The 16,008-nt window shown below is 69.9% G+C and carries 15 protein-coding genes; 1 reads left to right on the top strand and 14 read right to left on the bottom strand.

Annotated features, from left to right (window positions below):
- Positions 1 to 23: 23 nt before the first annotated feature.
- Genes NS331_RS01190 through NS331_RS01175 form a run of 4 tightly spaced genes read right to left on the bottom strand, consistent with a single transcriptional unit; the run spans position 24 to position 3,668 of the window.
- Entirely contained in the window at positions 24 to 968 is a 945-nt protein-coding gene (locus NS331_RS01190; RefSeq protein ID WP_058640196.1) for a PDR/VanB family oxidoreductase, read from the bottom strand.
- Positions 965 to 2,275, bottom strand: a complete 1,311-nt coding sequence (locus NS331_RS01185; RefSeq protein ID WP_058640195.1) for an amidase — start codon at positions 2,273 to 2,275, stop codon at positions 965 to 967. Before NS331_RS01185 ends, NS331_RS01190 begins: the two co-directional genes overlap by 4 nt.
- Entirely contained in the window at positions 2,272 to 2,838 is a 567-nt protein-coding gene (locus NS331_RS01180; protein ID WP_058640194.1) for a zinc-binding dehydrogenase, read from the bottom strand. The genes NS331_RS01185 and NS331_RS01180 overlap by 4 nt, the downstream gene beginning before the upstream one ends.
- Positions 2,839 to 2,882: 44 nt before the next feature.
- Positions 2,883 to 3,668, bottom strand: coding sequence for a class II aldolase/adducin family protein (locus tag NS331_RS01175; protein WP_206597304.1), 786 nt, complete (start codon positions 3,666 to 3,668; stop codon positions 2,883 to 2,885).
- 26 nt (positions 3,669 to 3,694) lie between these two features.
- Here NS331_RS01175 and NS331_RS01170 point away from each other — a divergent pair, with 26 nt between their 5' ends.
- Positions 3,695 to 4,642 (top strand): LysR family transcriptional regulator, encoded by a 948-nt coding sequence (locus tag NS331_RS01170; RefSeq protein WP_242873613.1) that lies wholly within the window; start codon positions 3,695 to 3,697, stop codon positions 4,640 to 4,642.
- Positions 4,643 to 4,670: 28 nt separating this feature from the next.
- Here the strand turns inward: NS331_RS01170 and NS331_RS01165 are convergent, their stop codons facing one another.
- The 10 genes from NS331_RS01165 to NS331_RS01120 form a co-directional block, all read right to left on the bottom strand.
- A complete protein-coding gene (locus tag NS331_RS01165; RefSeq protein ID WP_058640193.1) occupies positions 4,671 to 5,810 on the bottom strand; it encodes an ABC transporter substrate-binding protein in 1,140 nt (379 codons plus the stop codon).
- Between the two features lie 19 nt (positions 5,811 to 5,829).
- Complete coding sequence (locus tag NS331_RS01160) at positions 5,830 to 7,038, bottom strand: YlbE family protein (RefSeq protein WP_058640192.1); 1,209 nt, start codon at positions 7,036 to 7,038, stop codon at positions 5,830 to 5,832.
- Entirely contained in the window at positions 7,035 to 8,678 is a 1,644-nt protein-coding gene (locus tag NS331_RS01155; RefSeq protein WP_082702168.1) for an ATP-binding cassette domain-containing protein, read from the bottom strand. Before NS331_RS01155 ends, NS331_RS01160 begins: the two co-directional genes overlap by 4 nt.
- Positions 8,675 to 9,634 (bottom strand): branched-chain amino acid ABC transporter permease, encoded by a 960-nt coding sequence (locus NS331_RS01150; protein ID WP_058640191.1) that lies wholly within the window; start codon positions 9,632 to 9,634, stop codon positions 8,675 to 8,677. Before NS331_RS01150 ends, NS331_RS01155 begins: the two co-directional genes overlap by 4 nt.
- Positions 9,631 to 10,500 carry a branched-chain amino acid ABC transporter permease gene (locus NS331_RS01145; protein WP_058640190.1) on the bottom strand — a complete coding sequence of 290 codons (870 nt, stop codon included), beginning with the start codon at positions 10,498 to 10,500 and terminating at the stop codon, positions 9,631 to 9,633. The genes NS331_RS01150 and NS331_RS01145 overlap by 4 nt, the downstream gene beginning before the upstream one ends.
- Complete coding sequence (locus NS331_RS01140) at positions 10,497 to 11,135, bottom strand: hypothetical protein (protein ID WP_058640189.1); 639 nt, start codon at positions 11,133 to 11,135, stop codon at positions 10,497 to 10,499. Before NS331_RS01140 ends, NS331_RS01145 begins: the two co-directional genes overlap by 4 nt.
- A 33-nt stretch (positions 11,136 to 11,168) precedes the next feature.
- Complete coding sequence (locus tag NS331_RS01135) at positions 11,169 to 12,536, bottom strand: aromatic ring-hydroxylating dioxygenase subunit alpha (protein ID WP_058640188.1); 1,368 nt, start codon at positions 12,534 to 12,536, stop codon at positions 11,169 to 11,171.
- 226 nt (positions 12,537 to 12,762) lie between these two features.
- A complete protein-coding gene (locus tag NS331_RS01130; RefSeq protein WP_058640187.1) occupies positions 12,763 to 13,746 on the bottom strand; it encodes a tripartite tricarboxylate transporter substrate binding protein in 984 nt (327 codons plus the stop codon).
- A gap of 51 nt (positions 13,747 to 13,797) precedes the next feature.
- Positions 13,798 to 14,799 (bottom strand): Bug family tripartite tricarboxylate transporter substrate binding protein, encoded by a 1,002-nt coding sequence (locus NS331_RS01125; protein WP_058640186.1) that lies wholly within the window; start codon positions 14,797 to 14,799, stop codon positions 13,798 to 13,800.
- A 29-nt stretch (positions 14,800 to 14,828) separates the two neighbouring features.
- Entirely contained in the window at positions 14,829 to 15,998 is a 1,170-nt protein-coding gene (locus tag NS331_RS01120) for an alpha/beta hydrolase family protein (RefSeq protein WP_058640185.1), read from the bottom strand.
- Positions 15,999 to 16,008: the final 10 nt, after the last annotated feature.

Here is a 16,008-nt window from a genome sequence, read left to right as displayed (position 1 = left end):
AACAACCTATTGAGACACGACAACTAGATATCGAGCACGAGGTCCGCACTGCGCGCGCGCGACACGCAGGTACAGATCACCTTGCCGCTGGCCTTCTCGGCATCGGTGAGCGCGTGGTCCCGGTGTTCCGGCACGCCCTCGATCACCCCGGTGATGCACATGCCGCACTCGCCGCGACGGCAGTCGTAGAGCGGGTCCATGCCTGCGGCCAGCATGGCGTCGAGGATGGACTCATCCGCCTTGACCAGAATCGTGCGGCCGCTGGCCCGCAGTTCCACGCGAATCGGCCGGTCGGCGCCCAGAGCGACCGCGCCGCCGAAGGTCTCGAAATGGACGTCGTCCTCGTTCCACCCCAGGCGCCGAGCCGTCTCCACGACCTCGGCGATGAGCGAACGCGGACCGCACACATGGAGCTGCCGCCCCGGCGCGGGGTCGGCGAGGATGGCAGCAACGGGCATGCGCTCGCGTGCACCCTCTTCGCTGTGGTAGATGGTGGCGCCGGGCAAGGCAGCGACCTCGTCGTGGAAGGCCGTGCGGTGCCGCGACTTCGCCGCGTAGTGCAACTCGAACGGAAGGCCGCCACCCCGCAGTTCCCGTGCCATCGAGAGGATCGGCGTGATGCCGATCCCCCCTGCGATGAGCACACGGTGTGTCGCGCCGCCGCGCAGCGGGAACGCATTGAAAGGACCCTGCGCGTCGACGATGTCGCCGGCGGCCAGGGCATGCATGGCGCGCGAACCGCCGCGGCCGGCCGGCTCCAGTTGCACCGCCACTTCGTAGCAGTCGCCCTCGGCCCCGCGGCCGACGATCGAGTACTCGCGCACCATGCCACCCGCGTCGGCGGCCAGTGCGATCTTGAGGTGCGCGCCTGCCGTGCAGGGCGGCAGCGCCTGGCCGTCCGCTGCGGCGAAGTGGAGCCGGCGCACGCCGTCGGCGATGAACTCTGTGGCCTGGACGATGAGTTTCATAGTGGGGTGTCGAGCACGATGTGGACGCTCGCCGCCAATGCCAGCAGCGCACGCTCCTGATGTCGGTGGCCCACCAGCTGCATGCCGATGGGCATGCCATGGGGACCGCGAAGGCCGGGCACGCTGACGCAGGGCAGGCCGAGCAGCGTCCAGACGCGGCTGAACACCGGGTCGCCGGTCGCGTCGAGGCCAAGCGGCGCTTCGCCGGGAGCGGCCGGCACGAGCAGGGCATCGACATCGGCCATGAGGGCTTGCGCCACCTGCCGGCCGACGGCTGCGCGCGCCTGTGCGGCCAGGTACTCGGCCTGGGTTAGGGCCCGCCCCTGGTTCAGCAGTTCGCGCAAGGGCCGGCTCAATGCGTCGGCATGGTGCTCAAGCTCGAACGCCAGTTCGCGTGCCGCCTCGTAGGCCATCACCCGCTTCTGGTCCTGGGCGAGTGTGGCCTGCTCGCCGGGCATGTCCTTGCCGATGAGCGTCATGCCGCTAGCCTGCAGCCTCCGCACTGCCTCCTCGAACGCTGCCTGGCCGTCGGGCTGCGCCTCGGCCCATTCGTGCGTGCGCAGCACGCCGACGCGGCAGCCGGACGCGGGCATGTCCGGCAGCGGCGCGAAGGGCTCGTCCAGCAGCGCACAGCGCATGAGTTCCAGGTCGTTCGCCGTCCGGGCCAGCCATCCCAGGGTGTCGAGCGACGGCGACAGTCCCTTGACGCCTTGCAGGTCGAACACGCCATGTGTCGGCTTGAGCGCGAACACGCCGCAGTACGACGCAGGTCGGATCAGGGAGCCGGCCGTCTGGCTCCCGAGCGCCAGCGGCACCATGCCGGCGGCGACAGCCGCGGCCGAGCCGCTCGACGAGCCGCCTGGCGTGCGTGCCGCGTCCCAGGGGTTGGTGGTCTCGCCCGGCGAGAAGTAGGCGAATTCGGTGGTGATGGTCTTGCCCAGGATGTTGGCGCCGGCCGCGCGGAGCCGGGCGACGCAGGCTGCGTCGCGCGCCGGCTGGTGGCCGGCGTAGATGGTCGAGCCGTAGGCGGTGGGCATGTCTGCGGTGTCCATCAGGTCCTTGACCGCCACCGGAATGCCGGCGAGCAGTCCGCCGTCACGCCGGTCGAGGTCGCCGTCGAGGGCATCGGCCCGCTGGCGGGCCGGTGCATCGCGCATCAGCTTCCACGCCCGCACCGTGGGCTCGCGAGCGACGACGACATCGAGCGCCTGCTCGAGCACAGCCCGCGCGGTGGTGGAACGGCGTGCGAGTTCCTCGCGGATGCGGGTTGCGCTCTTCGCCGAGCGAGGGTCTGAAGATGGGGTCATGTTCTAGGCAGGTCTGGCCTGTCGGGATGGAACGCCGTGATGCCTTTGCCGTGGTCATCGAGCCGGATGGCACCTTGTGCCCACAGCGCGGAGAGGGCCGTCATGATGGGTTGGCCCAATCGGCGCGCCTGGTCGGGCGACCAGAACGCCGCGTGCAGGGTGCCGCTTCGACGCAGCAGTGGCGTCAGCGGCAGTTCCGCAGGCAGCGTGTCCGGCGGTGCCATCACGAGCAGGCGTCCATGGCGCGCCAGGGCACGCATGCTGTGGACGAGCAGGTCGGCATCGGCGATGCCGGCGATCACGTCGGCGCCTCCGTGTTCGCGGACGATGTCGGCCCACTGGCTCTCCTCCAGGCTGACGACGTCGTCCGCCCCGCAGCCACGAACGGCATCGAATTCGGCGCGCAGCCGCGTGAGTGCGATGACCTGCGCCTGCGCCGCCTTGGCCAGCTGGACGCAGGCCATGCCGATGTGACTGGCGGCATCGAGCACCAGCACGGCGTCGCCGGCCGCCAGCCGGGCGCGGTGGTGCAGCGCGAACCATGCCGCGGGCCAGCCGTGCATCAGGGCATCGACCGGAACGGACGCCGGCGCAGGGTCTGGACCGGTCATTGCAGCTGCGCCAGGTAAGGGCCGATCAGTGGCTGGCACTGGAACCAGCCGAACGCCGCCGTTCCGATTTGCCTGGCGATGCCGCGGGCGACATCGGGCGGGAGCACCCGTGGCGTGCCCGCTGCCTCGGCCAGCAGCTGGATCTGGCAGCTTCGGTCCATCAGGATGAACCACCACACCGCCTCGTCGACCGTCTGCCCCACGGTGAGCAGCCCATGGTTCAGCAGGATCGCTGCCTTATGCGTGGCCAGCGCCTCCGCGATGCGGCGGCCCTCATCGAGTTCGACCACCAATCCGCTCGGCTCGCCGTACACCACGTGGTCCTCCGAGACGGCGCAGACGTCCTGGTTGATCGGCAGCAGGCGTCTTCCCAGTGCCGCGAAGGCCGTGCCGTGCACCGGGTGCCCGTGCACGACGCAATGGACGTCGGGGCGGGCGCGGTGGAGCTCCGCGTGGATGGCGAAAGCGGCCGCATTGATGGCGCGCCCGTGCACCACGTCGCCCGAATGCCGGACCAGCGTCAGGTCGTCCGGACGCATCGACGCATAGGGCCGTCCGAAGGCATTCACCCAGAAGTGGTCCGGCAGGACCGGATCACGCACGGTCAGATGCCCGGCCACGCCTGTGTTGAGTCCCAGGGTGCCAAGGAGCCGGAATGCGGCGGCAAGCCGGACCTTCGCATTGGCGCGCGCGTCCTCGGTCGCGCCAAGCACGGGCGGCCGTGCGCTGGCCTGGAACTTGAAAGGGTTGGCCGGTCCCGTCATGGTCCAGCCTTGCGCCATGTGAACATTTCGACATACTCCCGCCCATGAGCCAAGACCCGGCCACCAGAACCATCGGCGAACACAGCGCCGAGCTGCGGGCGCCCGAGTTTTCCCTGCGCCAGCTGTCCTATTTCGTGGCCGTGGCCCGGCATCAGTCGCTGCAGAAGGCGGCCGACTCCCTGCACGTCTCGGCCCCGGCCGTGTCTGCCGCCATCGCCCATCTCGAAGAAGTGCTCAGCGTGCAGCTTTTCCTGCGCCGCCATGCGCGCGGGCTGGTGCTGACGGATGCCGGCAGCGCCTTCGCCGTCGAATGCCGAAACCTGCTGCTGCAGTCCTGGGAGCTGGGTTCGGGCCGGCTGGCCGATGCCCGGCATGTCCAGGGGCAGGTGCACCTGGCCTGCCTCTTCTCCTTCGCGCCCTATGTGGTGCCGCCGGTGATGCGCATGGCGGCAGAAAGCCTGCCGAAGGCACGGCTGCACTGGTACGAGGGCCACCACGAGTACCTGATGGAAGGGCTGCAGACCGGCGCCTTCGACCTGGCGCTGACCTACGACTTCGAGATTCCGTCCGGCGTCGAGTGCATCGACATCCGGCCGGCCCCGCTGCAGGCCGTGCTGCCACCCGGCCATCCGCTGCTGCGGCGCCAGCACGTGTCGGTGCGGGACCTGGCGACCGAGCCGCTCATCCTGCTGGACACGCCGCGCACCCGCAACTACATGCTCTCGGCATTCAGCGCCGACGGCGTGGCGCCGCGCATCGCCCACCGCGTGAACACCATGACCATGCTGCTCGGGTTGGTGAACGACGGGCAGGGCTTCTCGCTGCTGAACTTCTGCCCGCCGAACACGCATTCGGTCGAGTTGAAGTCCTCGCTGCGTGCCCCGAACCTGGTGCTGGCGCATACCCACCACTACCGGTTCACGCGCGCGTCCACCGCCATCACGGAGATGGTGACGACGGTGGCCGAGCATCTGGCGTTTCGCGCCGACTGACCGTGCGTTCCGATGGCGCGGGTCCCGCTCACTTCGGGGCACCGGCCAGCTCGAACTTGCCCGCCTTGACGGTCAGCATCACGACGCTCTCCGGCCGGGTGCCGAAGTGGTCCTGGGGCCCGTAGCTGTAGACCGCGGTCACGCCGGCATGGTCCTTGGTCGCCTCGATGGCATCGCGCACGGCCACGGGATCGGTGCCTGCCTTGCGAATCGCATTGACGATCAGCATGGCGGCGTCGTAGCCGTTGCCGGCGAAGGTCGCGGGCGGCTGGCCGAACTTGGCCTCGTAGTCGCTGACGAAGCGCGACACCACCGCCTTCTGCGGGTCGCTCGCCGCCAGCGACTGGGTCACGTAGAGCTTGGTCGACGGCAGCAGGATGCCGTTGGCCGATTCTCCGGCCAGCCGCAGGTAGTTGAAGTCGTTGGCCGAGTGGGCCATGTACAGCGGTGTTTTGATGCCGAGCGAACGGTGGTTCTTGGTCGCGATCGCCAGGCCGGGCCCGGTGGCCCACACGACGACGGCCTGCGCGTCCGAGGCCCGGATCTTCGTGAGCTGCGGCGTCATGTCGGTGTCACCGTTGCCGAAGGTCTCCTTGCCGACGATCTCGATCTTGTAGTCGGGGGCGAGCTTCACCAGCGAATCGCGTCCGCTCGTGCCGAAGGCCACGTCGGAGTTGAGGATGGCGATCTTCGTGATGCCGCGTGCCTGCATGTCCTTGAGCAGCGCGACCTGCACCACGGCATCGGTCAGCGGCGCGAGGAAGGAGAAGGTCTTCTGCTCCGGCGGCAGCACCACGGCCCGGGTGGCCGCGTTGGCCACCATGGGCACCTTCGACTTCTCGATGGTGTCCACGATGGCGAAGGCGGAGCCGCTGCTCATCGGTCCGATGATGGCCGTGACCTTGTCCTGCTCGATGAGCCGCTTCACGCCGGAAACCGTCTTGGTGTTGTCGCTCTCGGAGTTGACGTTGATCAGCTGCACCTTGCGGCCGTTGATGCCGCCTTGAGCATTGACCTGGTCGATGGCGAGTTGCGCGCCTTCCAGGCCGGGCTTGCCGAGGGAGGCGGCGAAGCCCGAGGTCTCGAGCAAGCCCCCGATCTTGATGTCCTGGGCATGGACGGCGGCGGCGGCCAGCAGGGCTGCGCCGAAGGCGACGATGTGCTTCATGGCTTTCTTTCGTGGTGGATCAGGAATGGGCAGGGGTGGCGTGCAGGTCGCCCAGTGCACGCTGGAAAAGTTCGGGCGTGGAGGTCCAGAGGCCGCCGCCGATGCGGCCGCGGCGGCCCTCGATGTCGATGATTCCGAGCGCGACTACGAGGTCGTAGCGCGATGCGGCGGCCTGCCGCGCCGCGAGACCGAAGCGGGCGCGGCTTTGCGCGAAGGCGGGGTGCGCTCCCATCAGCAGCGCGTCGGCCAGCTCGGCAGGCGGATGCGGCAGGAAGTCGGCGAACTGGGCTTGCTGCACCGGGGAATGCGCGAATGCCATCGCACCCAGGCCGGATGCCTCGATGAGCGCGCTGTCGCCGATGGCCGGCAGCCGCTGGTCGGCACCGATGCCGGCATCGAGCCGACCGTGCGGCGGGGTCGATGCGGCCGTGACCCAGTGGCCCGGCCGGCCCGCCAGCTGGATGCCGACGCGCTGGCCGTTGGCGCCGAGCGCGCTCACCAGGCTGCAGCCCGCTATGCCTTCCGCGCCGGCGAGCATGCACTTGGTCGCGGCCATCCAGAGATTGAGGAAGAAGCTCGGCGAGGCCGCGAGGAACTCCGCGACGCCGCCCGGCCAGGCATTGCCAAGAGCAAGCATCCCGGCGAGACGGGCCGTGGCGGCGGCGGTGCGCCCGTGCAGGTCGTCGCCCATCGACAGTGCGAAGTCCGCGATCGGAAGGAGCGCGATCCCGCGCCGGCAGCCCGGCAGCAGCGCATGGGCGAAGGGCCCGTTCAGCCACCGCAGATGCGCCACCACGGCCGGCGTGGGCAGGCCGAGCCGCAGTGCAGGGCCGCCCCCGCCATTGAGCGAGGAGAAGGCCCGCCGCTGCGCATGGTTCGCGTCGACGACGACCTGCACCCACTGGCTGGGCGACAGCACGGAGGCCAGCGGCACCGCGCAGCGATGGTCCTGCGCGGGCGTGAGGGCGATGTCTCCGCCGCGCAGCCGTTCCAGCGCGTCGTCGCGGTCGACGGCCCAGCCTTCGAAAACGGCCGCGGCCGCTGCCGAGTTGAGGACCGGGGCGGGCACCGAAGCGGCGCCGTCGAAGGAAGGTCCGGCGTGCAGCACGGTACGCGGAGGAAAGGCGAAGGCGTCGCCGGCGGGCAGAAGGTCTTGCAGCACCGGCACGACCTGCACCAGCGCTTCGAAGCCCCTGGCGTCCGCCGGGTGCGGAGCAAGGCCGCTCACGCCGCTGCCTCCAGCGGTGCTTCTTGCTGCATGCCGTCCTGCTGCGTGTCCTCCTGCGCGCTTCCCGGCCCGGACTCCCAGCCGAGGTAAGCCTGCGTGATGTCGGGCCGGCTCAGCAGTGCCTCGCTGGGCCCCTCGGCCACGATGCGGCCGTTGACGAGGATGTAGGTCCGGTCCGCCACCTGCAGCGCGGAGCGGGCGTTCTGCTCCACCAGCAGCACGGTCATGCCGCGCGCGGCCAGGCGAGCCAGCGAGCCGAGGATCTCGCGCGACACCTGCGGCGCAAGGCCGAATGAGGGCTCGTCCAGCATCAGCAGGGTGGGCCGGTTCATCAGCGCACGGCCGATCGCCAGCATCTGCTGCTCACCGCCGGAGAGCGTGCCGGCCTGCTGGTGCAGCCGCTCGCGCAGCCGCGGGAAAAAGTCCAGCACTTCCTCCATCACCGCATCGAGCTCGGCGCGTGCGGCGCCCCGGGGCCACAGCAGCTGCGTGACGCCCGACTGTCGCATGCGCGCGTAGCGTCCCATCAACAGGTTGTCCTGCACGGTGAGCGCCGGGAACAGGGCCCGCCCCTCGGGCGCCAGGCTGATCCCGGCGCCGGTACGGGCTTCCTTGCCGAGCGGCGCCAAGTCCCTGCCGGCGAAGCGCAGCATGCCGCCTTCGGGCTTCTCGGTGCCTGCGATGGCATTCAGCAGGGTGGACTTGCCGGCGCCATTGGCACCGATGAGCGCGACGATCTCGCCCTCGCCCACCTCGATGTCCACCCCGTCGAGTGCGGTCAGCCCGCCATAGCGCAGGCGCAGGCCGTCGACGGCCAGCACCACGGGCCGCGCGCGGGCCGGTTCGGCGCCGGCGCGTGCCGCGCGCAGTTCGGTGTTGCCGAGGTAGGCCTCGACCACGGCCGGATCGGTGCGCACTGCGTCAGGCACACCCTTGGCGATCACCCGCCCGTGATTGAGCACCACCATGCGCTCGGCAAGCCGGCTCACGAAAGCCAGGTCGTGCTCCACGAAGACCACCGTGGTGCCCGCGGCACGGATGCGCAGGATCACTTCCGCCAGGACGCGCTTCTCCAGCGTGTTGAGTCCCGCGGCCGGTTCGTCGAGGATGAGCAGTTCTGCGCCCGTCGCCAACGCCCGGGCGATCGACAGCAGGCGCTGCTGGCCGGCCGTCAGCAGGGCCGCGTTGGCATTCGCCAGCTGCCCCAGGCCCACCACCTGCAGCTTCTCCAGGCCCGTGGCGGCGAGGCGGCGGCCGGCCTCGGCCGCCCGGCCGATGCCGAGCAGACCCGCCAGAAGGCCCGACTGCGCCTGCGCGACGCCGGCCGCCATCACGTTCTCCAGCACCGTCATCTGCCGCAGCACTTCGGCGCCCTGGAAGGTGCGCACCAGTCCGCGGCGGTTGACCTGTTCGGCCGCCAGGCCGTCGATGCGCTCGCCCTTGAAGGTGACGGTGCCCGCATCGGCCTTGAGCGAGCCCGCCACCACGCTGAGCAGCGTCGACTTGCCGGCGCCATTGGGGCCGATGAGCGCGAGGATCTCGCCGCGCCGCACGTCGAAGGCGACGTCGCTGAGCGCCTTCAGCCCGCCGAAGCGGCGGCTCACGCCCTGCACGTCGAGCAGGATGTCTTCCTTGTTCATGCGTCGCTCCCAACCCGGCGGCGCGCGCCGGCGAACAGCCTGCCCGACAGTTGCTGGAGTCCCGCCAGCAGGCCCTGCGGGCACCGCACCATGACGAAGACCAGCAGCACGCCGTAGATGACCACGTCGAAACGCCCGAAGGGCTTGAGCGCCTCGCTGATGAGGACGACGAAGAACACGCCGAACACCACGCTCCACAGCCCCGAGAAGCCGCCGAGCGCCACGACGAGCAACAGCCGCACCGAGTAGCCGACGTCGAACGGCCCCGGGCTGATGTAGCCCAGCCAGTGGGCATAGAGCGCGCCGCCAAAGCCCGCATAGGCGCCCCCAAGGGCCATGACCTTGCGCTTGAGGCTGGCACTGGCGATGCCGACCGAGCCGGCGACCGCCTCGTTCTCGGCGACGGTGCGCATGGCGAAGCCGAAGGGCGACCGGACCAGGTTGCCGGCCAGCAGGATGCCCACGAGGCAGGCCGCCCAGGCGATGCAGAGCATGGCCGCATCGGCACGCAGGTCGATGCCGAGCAGCTGCAGTGGCGGCACGTCCGCCAGCCCGTCCTGCCCGCCGGTGACGCTGCGCCACTCCACCATGGCGACGTGGATGATGATGCCGAAGGCCAGCGTCGCCATCGCCAGGTGATGGCCACGCAGGCGGAACACGAGCCAGCCGATGCACCAGGCCGCCAGGGCGGACAGCGTGGTGGCCAGCGGAATCGCCAGCCAGGGGCTCAGTCCCAGCAGCTTGCACAACAGAGCCGAGGTGTAAGCGCCGAGCCCGACGAAGGCGGCATGGCCCAGCGAGATCTGGCCGGTGTAGCCCATCAGCAGCGACAGGCCGATGGCGGGCAGTGTCGTCATCGCCGCGATGACGAACAGGTTGATCAGGTAGGCGTTGCCGGAGGCCAGCACCAGGGCCAGCACCGCGATGGCGGCGGGAATGACGAACGGCCGTTTCATCGCTTCACCGTGTCCATTTCCCCCAGGATCCCGCCGGGTCGAAGAAAGAGGAAGCCGAGCAGCACGATGAACGCGATGGCGTTCTTGAAGCCCGAGCTGAGATAGCCGGTGGACAGCGATTCGAGGCTGCCGAGCACCAGGCCGCCCAGCGCGGCGCCGATCGGGTTGCCGAAGCCACCGATGATGCAGGCCACGAAGCCCTTGATGCCCAGGAACACGCCGGTGTCGTACTGCATCAGCGCCACCGGCGCCACGATCACGCCGGCGATGGCACCGACCAGGCTGGACAGGAAGAAGCCGATGGCGCGCATCGCGGTGTTGGGGATGCCCATGAGGCCGGCGGCCTTCGGGTTCATGGCGCAGGCGCGGAAGGCCTTGCCGACGTAGGTGCGGGTGTAGAAGACGTACAGCGCGAGCATCAGCGCCGCCGCGCAGCCCAGCACCCACAGCGCCTGCGGCGGCACGGTGACGCCACCCATGTCGATCGGCGTCTCGCCGGAGAAGGCGGGCAGGGGTTGCGCGTCGGTTCCCCACACGATCACGGCGATGCCCTGCAGCGCGACGCCGATGCCGATCGTGATGATGATGCCGCGCATCACGTCGGAGCCCGCCGGACGGATGGCGATCCGCTCGATGGCGATGCCGAGCAGGCCGACGGTCAGAACCGACGCCAGCAGCGCCAGGGGCATGGGAAGGCCGAGCCCGATGAGGCCGACGGCGCCCAGCGCCCCGAGCATCGACATGTCGCCCTGCGAGAAGTTGACGATGCCCGTCACGTTGTAGACCGCCGTGAAGCCCACGGCCACCAGGCCGTAGATGCAGCCGACGACCAGGCCCGAGGCCATGTACTGGAGGAATTCGGTCACAGCGGCCGCCCGGGCGCCTGGCCCTGCATCCAGGTCTCGGAGAAGGCCAGGAAGGCCGTGCTCTTGCGGGTCCCGGCGAAGTCGCGCTCGACCACCTTGCCTCGCAGGCGCCGGCCATTGACCGTGACCTGCGCGTCCTGCGCATCCAGGAACAGGCTGTACATCTGGTGTTCCTTGGTCGGTCCGGATTCCACCGGCATGTCGACCGCGTAGGGCGCGCCCAGGCTTTCCCAGGTCATCACGACCTCGAACTCGTTGCTCTTCACGATCTCCTGGTAGCGCGAGCGCGTGTCGCCGGCCCGGCTGACCTCCGTGGCCTGCAGGTAGCTGATGGCGCCGAGGCCACTCGAAACCCTGAACGAGGCGAATTTGGAGAAGAACTTGTCGACCAGGAAGCGTGCCAGCGTCTCGTTGTCGCTGATGCAGAAGTTCCGCACCGCCGGCAAGCCCTGGGCCACGTCGGGCTGGTCCAGCAGCAGCACGCCGCTGCCCATGCCATAGGGCGAGTAGGCGATGCGGAAGAAGGTGGCGAGGCCGGTCCACGGGCCGTCCTGCTCGTCTTTCAGGTAGATGCCGGGGTTGTCGCCGGTCCAGTCGACGCGGCCGGGATGGATGGGGGAAGGCGCGTTGTTCATCGGTGAGGGCCTTTTCGGTGGAAGTGCTGGCATTCAGGCCGCGGTTTCGCGCTGGGCCTCGACGTAGGCGGCGATCAGCGCCCGCACCTGCGCGTCGCGGTCCGCGGCTTCGTGGTGCGCGCCCTTGACGACGATCTGGGTGATGGCCTTGGCGATCTCGCGCAGCCGCTCGGCGTCGGCCTGCGCATCGGCGGAATCGGCGCACGGGATCTGCACCACGGTGTCGTGTGCATAGGTCGGTACGAGGTCGCCGGCGCGCACGGGCGACAGCGTCGGCGCCTGGCCCTCCGCCACGCGCCTGATCTGGCGGCGTAGCAGCTGGCGCAACATGGCGACGCCACGGTCGCAGCGTGTGAGGTTTTCCAACTGGTGGACCGCGATGGGCCGCTGCGAGACCTGGGCGTCGAAGTCGCCCGGCATGCGCTGGCGCTCTTCATAAGGTCGGTCGCCGTTTTGGCCGAAGAAGTCGACCGACTCCACGCCGCACAGGCTCTCGTCGGCGATGCCGCGCGGATCGGCCTCCGGATGGAAATGGCGCCAGCCGATGATGCGGCAGGTGTTGTTGTCCACCGGCGTGGTCCAGCGCGTGATCGCCACGCGGTTGAAGGCCTTGGGCTCGGCGCCGTCTTCCCAGATGTGGCCGACCTGGGCCAGGTTGGGCAGCAGGATGTCGTTGGAACGGATCCACACGTTGTCGCCCCAGCGCCGCGTGGTGACGTAGACCATGCCCGTCGGCGTCGGCACGAAGTCCATCTCGGGCAGCTCGCCCCAGACCTCCGCGAACTGCGTGAAGCTGATGCGCGTGTGCAGGAACACCGCGTGCGCCGGGTCCATGACGTTCTCGTGGACCTGCAGCCAGTTGCACGGATAGGTGATGACGTAGGGCACCAGCCGGTCGCCCTCGCGCTCGTAGGAGTCGTAGATCGGGAACTCGGGCTTGAGCGCCGGGGGACCGAAGTAGCCGAAGATCAGGCCCTTGTATTCGATCACCGGGTAGGCGCCGTGGCACACGCTGTGGCGCAGCGTCGATTCGGGCGGATCGCCAGGGGTTTCGAGGATCGTGCCGTCGACGCCGAACAGCCAGCCGTGGTAGCAGCAACGCAGGCCCTCGTCCTCGCAGATGCCGAATTCGAGCGAGGTGCCCCGGTGGCTGCAATGCAGCTCCAGCAGGCCTGGGGTGCCGCCTTTGGTCCGAAAGAGCACCAGGGGCTCGCCGAACATGCGGACCCTCTTCGGCAACTCACCCAGTTCGGACGACAGCGCGATGGGTTGCCAGAAGCGTCGCAGGTACTCGCCGGCCGGCGCGTCGCCTTCCACATGCGTGAGCTCTGCGTCTTCGGCCGTCGAGTGCTCGCGCTCGTAGGCGGAGTACGGCTTGATCAGGATGGTCTTCTTCGTCATTCATCGCTCCGAGGGAGTGCCGCCAGGGGTGGGGCATGCGATGAATGCTAGAAAGCCGGCGCTGGATCAACAATTCACAACGGAACGGCGATGGCTTCAGTTTTTCAGAAGTCGCCGGGAAGATGCACCATCGCGGTAATGCGACCGCCGGGTAGCTGGCATCGTGCACAACAAGCGTGCAGCGCGGAAGGCGTTCGACGCGGTGATCGAAGAGGCCCGGCGTCTCTCACTGGGCGGTAATCTGGTTCTCCCGCACCACCTTCTCCCAGGCCCGCGCATCCTCGTCCAGAAAGCGCCGGAAGGCCTGCGGCCCGTCGCCCACGGGCGTGAGGCCGTACTCCACCAGCTTGGCGCGGAAGTCCGGGTTGGCCATCACCTGCTGCGAGGTGGCCAGCAGCGACGCCAGCACCGGCTCGGGCGTGCCCTTGGGCGCGAAGATGCCGTGCCAGGAGTCGCCCACGAAGCCCGGGTACTGCTCGGCGATCGCCGGCACGTCGGGCAGGGCGGGAATGCGCTGCGCGCTGGTCACGCCCAGGGCGCGTACCTTGCCGGCGCGCACCTGCGGGATGGCGCCGGTGCTGGCGTCCAGCGCCACGTCGATGCGGCCGGCGATGACGTCGGGGACGAACTGGTCCTTGTACGGCACGTGGGTCAGCTTCAGGCCGGCCTGGTTCAGCCAGCGCGCAAGCGCGACGTGCGTGCCCTGGCCGATGCCGGCGCTGGCGTAGCTCAGCTGGTCGGGCCGGGCCTTGGCCTCGCGCACCAGGTCCTGCAGGCTGCGGTACTTCGAATCCACCGAGGTCACGAGCACATAGGGCACCGACAGGATGCGCGTGACCGGCACGAAGTCCTCGGCCTTGTACGGCAGCTTCTTGTAGACGTAGGGGTTGATCGAGAAGGTGTTGTTGACCGTCCAGAGCAGGGTGTAGCCGTCGGCCGGCGCATTGGCGACGGCCTGCGCGCCGATGATGGTGCTGGCGCCCGGGCGGTTCTCGACCACCACCGGCTGGCCGGTGAGGCGGGTGAACTGTTCGCCCCACAGCCGCGCGATCACGTCGGGCGACACGCCGGGCGGGAAGGGCACGACCAGCTTGACGGGGCGCGTGGGGTAGCTGGGCTGGGCTGGCGCCGTGGCGGGCAGGAGGGCGGCCAGGAGTGCCGACGCGGCGATGGCGCAGCAACGGCGGCGGGAGAGGGCGGAAAGGCGCATGGGGTTGTCTCGGTGATGGAATGAAGAGGATGCCGGGCCGCGGCCCGGCCCTCAGGCCTTGAGGTCCAGCCGCTTCACCAGCGGCGGAAAGTCGGCCGTGTCCTGGCGGATCAGCGCCTCGAAGGGCGCGGGGCCGCCGCCGGCCAGTTCCCAGCCGTTGACCTGGGCGCGGGCCTTCATCTGCGTGTCGGCCAGGGCGGTGTCCAGCGCCTTCGACAGCCGCGCGACCACTGCCGCGGGCGTGCCCTGGGGCACGGCCAGGCCGATCCAGAACGACGCGTCGAAGCGCGGATAGCCGCACTCGGTGAGCGTGGGCACCTCGGGCATCGACGTCAGCCGCCGCAGTCCGGTCTGCGCCAGCGGCCGGATGCTGCCGCCCTTGAGCGCCGGCTGGGCCGAGGAGAAATCCAGCAGCGCCAGCTGCACCTCGCCCGCCATCAGGCCGGTGATGAGCGGGCCGGAGCCCTTGTAGGGCACGTGCACCAGCTCGATGCCCGCCAGCGTCTTGAACTGCTCCAGCGCGATGTGGTTGGTGGCGCCGATGCCGGCGCTGCCATAGAAGAGCTTGCCCAGCTGGGCCTTGGCGGCGGCCACCAGCTCGGGCAGCGTGCGCCAGGGCGCGCGCGCGGGCGTGGCCAGGATGCCGACCGCGCGCAGCGCCAGGCCCACAGGCTGCAGTTCGCGCACCGGCTGCACCGTGGCGCCCTGCTGCACCAGCGGCGCAAGGATGTGGTTGGAGCGCGAGGTGACCAGCACCGTGTAGCCATCGGCCGGCGCAGCGGCCGCGGCGGCGGTGCCGATCAGGCCGGCGGCGCCGGGGCGGTTGTCGATCACCAGCGGCTGGCCCAGGCTGGCGCGCATGCTCTCGGCCAGGAAGCGCGCCACGATGTCCGACGGGCCGCCCGGCGGCTGGGGCACCACGAGCTTGATGGGGCGGCTCGGGTACCGGTCGTCCTCGGCGGCGCGGGCGGTCGTGGCGGCGAAGGGCGCGGTCAGCGCGGCCGGCAGCCCGAGCGGGGCCAGGCCGGCCAGAAAGCGGCGGCGGGTGGTCATGGGGGTGTGTCTCCTTGTCTGTTCTTCGTTCAGCGCTGGGCCACGGCGGTGCGCCCGCCCAGCGTCTCGGCCACCCAGTCGGCGATGTAGGCGCCGGCATTGGCCGAGTTGTCGAAGCTGGAATGCTGGGCGCCGCCTTCGCGGTCGGTGAAGACCTTGAGTTCGCGCTTGGGGCTATTGACCAGCTGGTCGTAGGTGCGCTCGGCCCACTTGAGCGGGATCTGCGAATCCTTCTTCCCGTGCGTGACCAGGAAGGGCACGCGGATCTTCTCGACCACGCCGTCCAGGTGCACCTGCTCGGCGATGCGCAGGAAGTCGTCCATGTCCTTCGCGCCCCAGACCCAGCGCACGTGCTCCCAGTAGTGCGGCACGGGAAAGCTGCCTTCCTTCTCCAGCCGGCGCTTCTGCACGTCGCGCCAGTCGTGGTTGGCGCCCCAGACCACGCCGCAGGCGAAGCGCGGCTCGAAGGCCACGGCGCGCGGGCAGTAGTAGCCGCCCAGCGAGACGCCCTCGCAGCCGATGCGCCGCGGGTCGACGTCGTCGCGGGCCTGCAGCCAGTCGACCACGCGGCTCGCCCAGTGCTCGGCATCGAAGCGGGCCGTCATGCCGTGCAGCCGCAGCGCCTCGCCGGTGCCGGGCTGGTCGAGCACCAGCGACGACACGCCGCGCTGCGCGAGCCAGTGCGGCAAGCCGACGCGGTACTTCATCTCCTTGGTCGAATCCAGGCCGTTGAGTTGCAGCAGCAGCGGCGCGGGCCCCTGCACGCCCTGCGCGCGCACGTACAGGCCGGCCAGCACGCCGCCCTCGTAGGGAATCTCCACCCGCTCGCAGTTCTCGCCGGCCAGCGCAATGCCGCGCTCGAAGGTGTCCAGAAAGCGCCGGTACAGCGCCGCCCGGCCCGGCGCGCCGTGGGCCTGCAGCCGCTCGGCCGTGATGAGGTAGGTGGCGGCGCGGCCCAGCTTGTCGCCGGCGGAGATCAGGCGGCCGCGCGCCTCGTCCTCGGCGGCCAGTTCGCACAGCTGGTCGGCCATGCGCTCCCAGCTTTGGCGGAAGGCCAGCGACGCCGCCGCATCCGGCTGGCGCGCCGCCTCCTGCAGCGGCGCGCACATGGCCTCGATCTCGCCGATGCGCGCGCCCATCTCGATGGCAAGGTCGACCGACAGGTTCCAGGCGTAGTGGGTGGGGAAGTACTTGAACATGGTGGTTGTG

It is taken from the genome of Pseudacidovorax intermedius, from assembly GCF_001476815.1.
GTDB lineage: Bacteria > Pseudomonadota > Gammaproteobacteria > Burkholderiales > Burkholderiaceae_C > Xenophilus > Xenophilus intermedius_A.
This window is presented reverse-complemented; position numbering and strand designations above follow the sequence as displayed.

Excerpts from the sequence above, each read along its gene's own strand:
- NS331_RS01135 (WP_058640188.1), bottom strand. The coding sequence starts at position 12,536 with ATGACGAAGAAGACCATCCTGATCAAGCCGTACTCCGCCTACGAGCGC.
- NS331_RS01170 (WP_242873613.1), top strand. The coding sequence starts at position 3,695 with ATGAGCCAAGACCCGGCCACCAGAACCATCGGCGAACACAGCGCCGAG.
- NS331_RS01150 (WP_058640191.1), bottom strand. The coding sequence starts at position 9,634 with ATGAAACGGCCGTTCGTCATTCCCGCCGCCATCGCGGTGCTGGCCCTG.
- NS331_RS01165 (WP_058640193.1), bottom strand. The coding sequence starts at position 5,810 with ATGAAGCACATCGTCGCCTTCGGCGCAGCCCTGCTGGCCGCCGCCGCC.
- NS331_RS01140 (WP_058640189.1), bottom strand. The coding sequence starts at position 11,135 with ATGAACAACGCGCCTTCCCCCATCCATCCCGGCCGCGTCGACTGGACC.
- NS331_RS01120 (WP_058640185.1), bottom strand. The coding sequence starts at position 15,998 with ATGTTCAAGTACTTCCCCACCCACTACGCCTGGAACCTGTCGGTCGAC.
- NS331_RS01130 (WP_058640187.1), bottom strand. The coding sequence starts at position 13,746 with ATGCGCCTTTCCGCCCTCTCCCGCCGCCGTTGCTGCGCCATCGCCGCG.
- NS331_RS01125 (WP_058640186.1), bottom strand. The coding sequence starts at position 14,799 with ATGACCACCCGCCGCCGCTTTCTGGCCGGCCTGGCCCCGCTCGGGCTG.
- NS331_RS01155 (WP_082702168.1), bottom strand. The coding sequence starts at position 8,678 with ATGAACAAGGAAGACATCCTGCTCGACGTGCAGGGCGTGAGCCGCCGC.
- NS331_RS01185 (WP_058640195.1), bottom strand. The coding sequence starts at position 2,275 with ATGACCCCATCTTCAGACCCTCGCTCGGCGAAGAGCGCAACCCGCATC.
- NS331_RS01180 (WP_058640194.1), bottom strand. The coding sequence starts at position 2,838 with ATGCACGGCTGGCCCGCGGCATGGTTCGCGCTGCACCACCGCGCCCGG.
- NS331_RS01175 (WP_206597304.1), bottom strand. The coding sequence starts at position 3,668 with ATGGCGCAAGGCTGGACCATGACGGGACCGGCCAACCCTTTCAAGTTC.
- NS331_RS01190 (WP_058640196.1), bottom strand. The coding sequence starts at position 968 with ATGAAACTCATCGTCCAGGCCACAGAGTTCATCGCCGACGGCGTGCGC.